Below are 5,299 nucleotides of genomic sequence, written 5' to 3' on the forward strand. Positions count from 1 at the left end.
GCTGGTCATCGACTGGGTGCTCTGCCTGCTCGCGGCGGGCCTGTTCGCCAGCCCCACCCGGGACGGCTGGGCGCCGGTGGTCGTACTGATCGTGGTGTACGGCCTCTTCCTCGGCCTGTTCGCGCAGACCCCCGGCATGTACCTGACCAAGATCCGCTGCGTCGACTGGACCGACGGCGGGCGGATCGGCCTGGTCCGCGCCCTGCTGCGCGGCCTGCTGCTGGCCCTGGTCGTCCCCGCCCTGCTGATGGACCAGCACCGGCGCGGCCTGCACGACCGCCTCACCGGCTCGGTGATCACCCCCGCCACCCGCCCCGCCGGGTAGGTACCTCCGGCTGGGGCCAGGTCAGCGGCCGCGGCTCTGGCGGAACGCACCGCGCGGCGGGCGGAGGTTCTTGGGGATCGCGCCCTTGGGCATCTGCGGCCGGGCGGTGAGCGCCTTGAGGCGCTTGTCCAGCGAGTTGACGTCCTTGCCGTTGAGGTTGCGCGGCAGCCGCATCAGCGTCATCCGCAACTTGCGGATCGGCAGCTCGCCCTCCTCCTGGCCGATGACGTAGTCGTAGAGCGGGGCGTTGCCGATCACCTTGGCGAGCCTGCGCTTCTCCTGGCCGAGCAGGCCGCGTACCCGCTGCGGGTTGCCCTCCGCCAGCAGGATTACGCCCGGCCGGCCGATGACCAGGTGCACCATGTCCATCTGGGTGGTGGAGCTGACCGCGGGGGAGACCCGCCAGTCGCCGCGCATGCTCTCGATGATCTGCGCGGCGGCACCAGGCTGGCCCTCGGCGGCGTTCATCATCGCCCGGTTGGACCGGAGGTTGAGCACGATCAGCAGGAAGAGCAGGGCGAACAGGATGCCCAGCGGCAGCCACAGCCAGCCCCAGAGCACGACCGCGACCACGGTCAGCGCGAGCGGGATCAGCACCGCGCCGGTGGCCAGTGGCGCGAACCACTTGTCCTGCTTGGCGGTGAACCGGAACACCAACCCGATCTGCTTCAGCCGCTGGCCGAACGAGACCTTCTCCTGGGGCTTTGCCATGACGTCGAGTCTAGTGGTCGCGCCCCGCAGCGTTGATCCGCGGCCGGACCTCGGCCGACTGAGTACCTTACGGCGCCGGGACGCGCCCGCCGGCCGGGCGTAAGGAGGAGGAGCGGGCACAGATCAGGCGGCGCACCCATGCCCCGGCGGCACCTTCGCGAGCAGAGTCAGAGTCGGCAGTTGACGACGATCGCAAGGAGCCCGACATGTTCGGCAACGACGCTGATTTCCTCCTCTCCGTGCACCGTACGCACGCCGCCGAGCTGCGCGCCGAGGCCGCCCAGGACCGGCTGGCCCGGTCGCTGCCGCGCAGGTCGGCACGCGGCTGGCTGAGTCGGCGCCGAGACCCGGCCCGCACCGGCGACGCCCGCCGGTGAACACGGATGTAAGGAAGGGCCCCTTCTTAACGCCTCCGGTAGAGGAAGGGACCCCTGTTAACACCCGACCCGGGGAGTCCGGAAACGGTTCGCGCACGGGGGCGAACCACCCGGACAACGGTCGCGGCGCGCCTGCGGCCGGCTCCACCGGCCGTTCGCCGGGCGCGGCCGACGCGCCACCGCCCGTCCCCGCCGACCAGACGGTCGGCGGGGACGGCGGCGAGACCCGGCGTGGCATGCTCGGTGCCGTGACCGCCCGTGCCACCAGCACCGTCCTCGTCGGCCGCCAGCGCGAAATGGCGCAGTTGCGTGACGCGCTGACCCGTGCCCGGGCCGGCGAACCCGTGACCGTGCTGGTCGGCGGCGAGGCCGGGGTCGGCAAGACCCGGCTGCTTGAGGAGTTCGGCCGCTCGGCCGGCGACGGCATCCGCCTGCTCGTCGGCCAGTGCCTCGAACTCGGCGAGGTCGGCCTGCCGTTCGCCCCGTTCGCCGCGGCGTTGCGTACGGTGCTGCGCCGCGACGGCGCCGCCGTCTTCGACGGGTACGAGGCCGAGTTCGCCCGGCTGCTGCCGGAACTGGCCCGGGTGCCGGCCGGTGCCGTCGCGCCCGCCGTCGGGCCCCCCTCGGACGCCCCCCGTGGTTACCTGTTCGACCTGGTCGCCGAGCTGTTCGCCCGGCTCGCCGCCGACCAGCCGCTGGTGCTGGTGATCGAGGATCTGCACTGGGCCGACCGGTCGACCCGCGACCTGATCGGCTTCCTGGTGCGGGCCGCCCGCACCGGGCGGCTGCTGCTGGTCTGCACCTACCGCACCGACGAACTGCACCGGGGCCACCCGCTGCGGCCGTTCCTCGCCGAGCTGGACCGGGCCCGGGAAGTCGACCGGATCGAGCTGGGCCGGCTGGACCGGGACGGCACCGGAGGAGTCCTCGCCGGGCTGCTCGGCACCGAGCCGGTCGCCCGTGCGGTCGACGACATCCACGACCGTACCCAGGGCAATCCGCTCTTCATCGAGGAGCTGGCCGCTGCCGGCAGCCCGATCGGCTGCGCCGCCCTGCCGGACACGCTGCGCGACCTGCTGCTGGCCCGGGTGGACCGGCTGCCCGAGCCGGCCCAGCGGGTGCTGCGGATCGCCGCGGCCGGCGGTGCCCGCCTGGCCCACCAGCTGTTGGCCGAGGTCGCCGGGCTGCCGGAGCCGGAACTGGACGACGCGTTGCGGGCCGCCGTTGCCGCCCAGCTGCTGGTGGCCGACCCGGACGGCGACTACGAGTTCCGGCACGCGTTGGTCCGCGAGGCCGTTCACGACGAGTTGCTGCCCGGCGAACACGCCCGGCTGCACGCCCGGTTCGCCGCCGCCGTCGAGGCCCAGCCCCACCTCGTCGCCGCCGGCCGCGCGCCGGCCGAGATCGCCCACCACTGGTACGCCGCCCACGACCACCCCCGCGCACTGGTGACCGCCCGGGTGGCCGCCTGCGCCGCCGCCGACCGGTACGCGTACGCCGAGCAGAGCCGGCTGTTGGAACGGGTGCTGGAGCTGTGGGAGCTGGTGCCCGACGCGGCTGACCGACTCGGCATGGACCACCTGGCGGTGCTGGAGGAAACCCTCGGCGCGGCCATCACCGCCGGTGACTACCACCGTGCGCTGACCCTGACCCGGGCCGCCCTGGCCGAGGTGGACACCGAGGCGGAGCCGCTGCGCGCGGCGCGGCTGCTCGACCGGCGTGGCCGGATGCTGGCCATGCTCGGCAAGAGCGACGGCGCGGCCGAGCTGCGCGAGGCGTACCGGCTGACCTCCGGGGTGTCCGACGGCCGGGAGCGACTGCTGCTGCTCGCCGACCTGGCCAACCATCTGGCCCGCATCGACCACGCCGACGCGGCCCGGATCGCCGCCGAGGTGGTGGCCGCGACGCAGGCCGCCGGGGCGAACGGCGCGCTGCTGCCGGTGCAGCTCGCGGTGCTGCGTCGCCGGGACGGCGCACCGGATCTCGGGCTGGCCGAGCTGCGCCGGTGCGAGGCGTTGGCGCGGGCCGCCGGGGAGACGAAGACGCTGGTCAGCGCGCTGGTGCACATTTCTGACGTGCTCTTCGAGCTGGGCCGCTACGAAGAGTCGGCGCGGGCCGCCGCGGACGGGGTGACCGAGGCGCGCCGGGTCGGGATCAGCCGCTCCACCGGCGCGTACCTGCTCTCCAACCAGGCGGAGGCGCTGCTGGCGCTGGGCCGGTGGGCGGAGGCCGACCAGGTCTGCGCCGAGGCGGCCCGGCTCGACCCACCCGGGGTGTCCGGGCTGCACTGGCTGCAACTGCGGGCCGGGTTGCGGCTGGCCCAGGGGCACCCCGTCGCCGACGAGACGGTCGGCCGGGCGCTGGGCTTCCTCACCAAGCCGTACCTGCACCCGCACAACCGGCTCCCGCTGTCGGAGCTGCGGCTGGCGTCGGCGCTCGCGGCGGACGACCGGGCCGAGGCACGGCGGGCCGCGGAGGCGAGCCTGACCGATCCGGCGGTCGTCAGGTATCCCCGCTACGGCTGGCCGGTGCTCGCCGCCCAGGCCCGGGTGGCCCGGCACACCGCCGACGAGGCGCTCGCCGCCCGGGTCACCGAGCTGGCCGCCACCGTCGCGGTCCGGTTCCCGGCCGAGCGGGCGTACGCCGTCGAGGTCGCCGCCGCCGTGGCCGCCGATCAGCTCGCCGCCTGGCGGGCCGCGGTCGCGGCCTGGCGGACCGCCGGCCAGCCCGGGGCGCTGGCGCGGGTGCTGCTGGCGTTCGCCGAGGCGGCGGCCGGCGCGGGGGAACGGGACGAGGTGGCGGCGGCGGTGAGCGAGGCGGCCGCGCTCGCCGACGGGCTCGGCGCGAGCCTGCTCGCCGAGCAGGCCGCCACCCTGGCCCGCCGGGTCGGCCTGCGCGGCGCGGGCCGGGGCCGGCCGGGCGCGGACCTGCTGACCGAGCGGGAACGCGAGGTGCTCCGCCTGGTGGCCGAGGGGCACAGCAACAGCCGGATCGCCGAGCAGCTGTTCATCTCGCCGAAGACGGCCAGCGTGCACGTCTCCCGGATCATCGCGAAGCTGGACGTGACCAACCGGGTCGAGGCCGCCGCCGTGGCGCACCGCCTCAACCTCCTGACCGACCCCTCCTGACCACCTTCCACGCCCCTCCCGTGGCCGGCGCGGTGGGTCAGGTGCGGGGGAGGTACACGCGCCAGCCGTCGAGGGTGAGCAGGGTGAGGGTGCCGGGCGCGGCGTGCCGCCGCTCGTCCAGCCGGGCCGCGAGCGGAGAGCCGTCGGGCGCGACCCAGGCCGCCCCGGCCGACGCCGCCACCGCCCGGCGGTACGGCTGGTAGCGGTCGTGGCCCGGGTTCAGCTCGTCGTCGACGACGGCACAGACCACGTCCTCGACACTGGCGAAGGTGAGCCGGTTGCACGTCCAGTAGGTGGCGTACACGTGCCGGACGCCCCGCTCGCGCAGCGCGGCGACCAGCGCGTCGCGGCGTTCCTCGGCGGCGTGGGCGGCCGGGGCGGTGCCGATCGCGCCGGCCGTGGCGACGGCGGCGGTGCCGAAGGTGGCCAGGAGCACCCCGACCGCCGCGACCCGCGACAGCACCGCAACGCGCCCGGGCCGGTTCGCCCGCCGCCGGGCCGCCGTCCACACCGGCCACAGCAGCACCGGTACGGAGATCAACAGGCAGGAGAGGTATCGGGCACTCTCCACCGGCGTACGCCCGGCCGCGCTGCTGACCGTGTACGCCGCCACGGTCGCCACCGCCGCCACGACGAGAGCGAGCGACACCGCCGCCCCGACCCGTGCCGCCTGCCCCGCATCACCGCCGACAGACCTTCGCATCGACGCCGCCCGGGCCCGTGTCGCCTGCTCCGCATCACCGCCGACAGACGTTCGC

General features: G+C 75.3%; 4 protein-coding genes and 1 pseudogene. 3 read left to right on the top strand and 2 right to left on the bottom strand.

The annotated features are described in order from the left end of the window. Positions 1–325, top strand: a 325-nt coding sequence (locus C1I95_RS31535) for an RDD family protein (RefSeq protein WP_233514001.1), incomplete at its 5' end; no start/stop codon positions are given. 21 nt (positions 326–346) lie between these two features. On the opposite strand, the gene C1I95_RS31540 is transcribed toward C1I95_RS31535, so the two are convergent. After that, entirely contained in the window at positions 347–1,036 is a 690-nt protein-coding gene (locus C1I95_RS31540; protein ID WP_111219461.1) for a DUF4191 domain-containing protein, read from the bottom strand. Positions 1,037–1,242: 206 nt separating this feature from the next. Between C1I95_RS31540 and C1I95_RS36010 the strand changes: the two genes are divergently transcribed. Beyond that, positions 1,243–1,413: a hypothetical protein gene (locus tag C1I95_RS36010; RefSeq protein ID WP_199523999.1), complete on the top strand. Its 171-nt coding sequence runs from the start codon at positions 1,243–1,245 to the stop codon at positions 1,411–1,413. Positions 1,414–1,661: 248 nt separating this feature from the next. After that, on the top strand, positions 1,662–4,541 hold the full coding sequence (locus C1I95_RS31545; protein ID WP_233514002.1) for an ATP-binding protein: 2,880 nt from the start codon (positions 1,662–1,664) through the stop codon (positions 4,539–4,541). Positions 4,542–4,578: 37 nt separating this feature from the next. Here C1I95_RS31545 and C1I95_RS31550 read toward each other — a convergent pair. Next, positions 4,579–5,299: pseudogene (locus C1I95_RS31550) on the bottom strand (hypothetical protein); the annotation flags it as partial.

This window comes from Micromonospora craterilacus (genome assembly GCF_003236315.1).
In the GTDB taxonomy this organism is placed as follows: domain Bacteria; phylum Actinomycetota; class Actinomycetes; order Mycobacteriales; family Micromonosporaceae; genus Micromonospora; species Micromonospora craterilacus.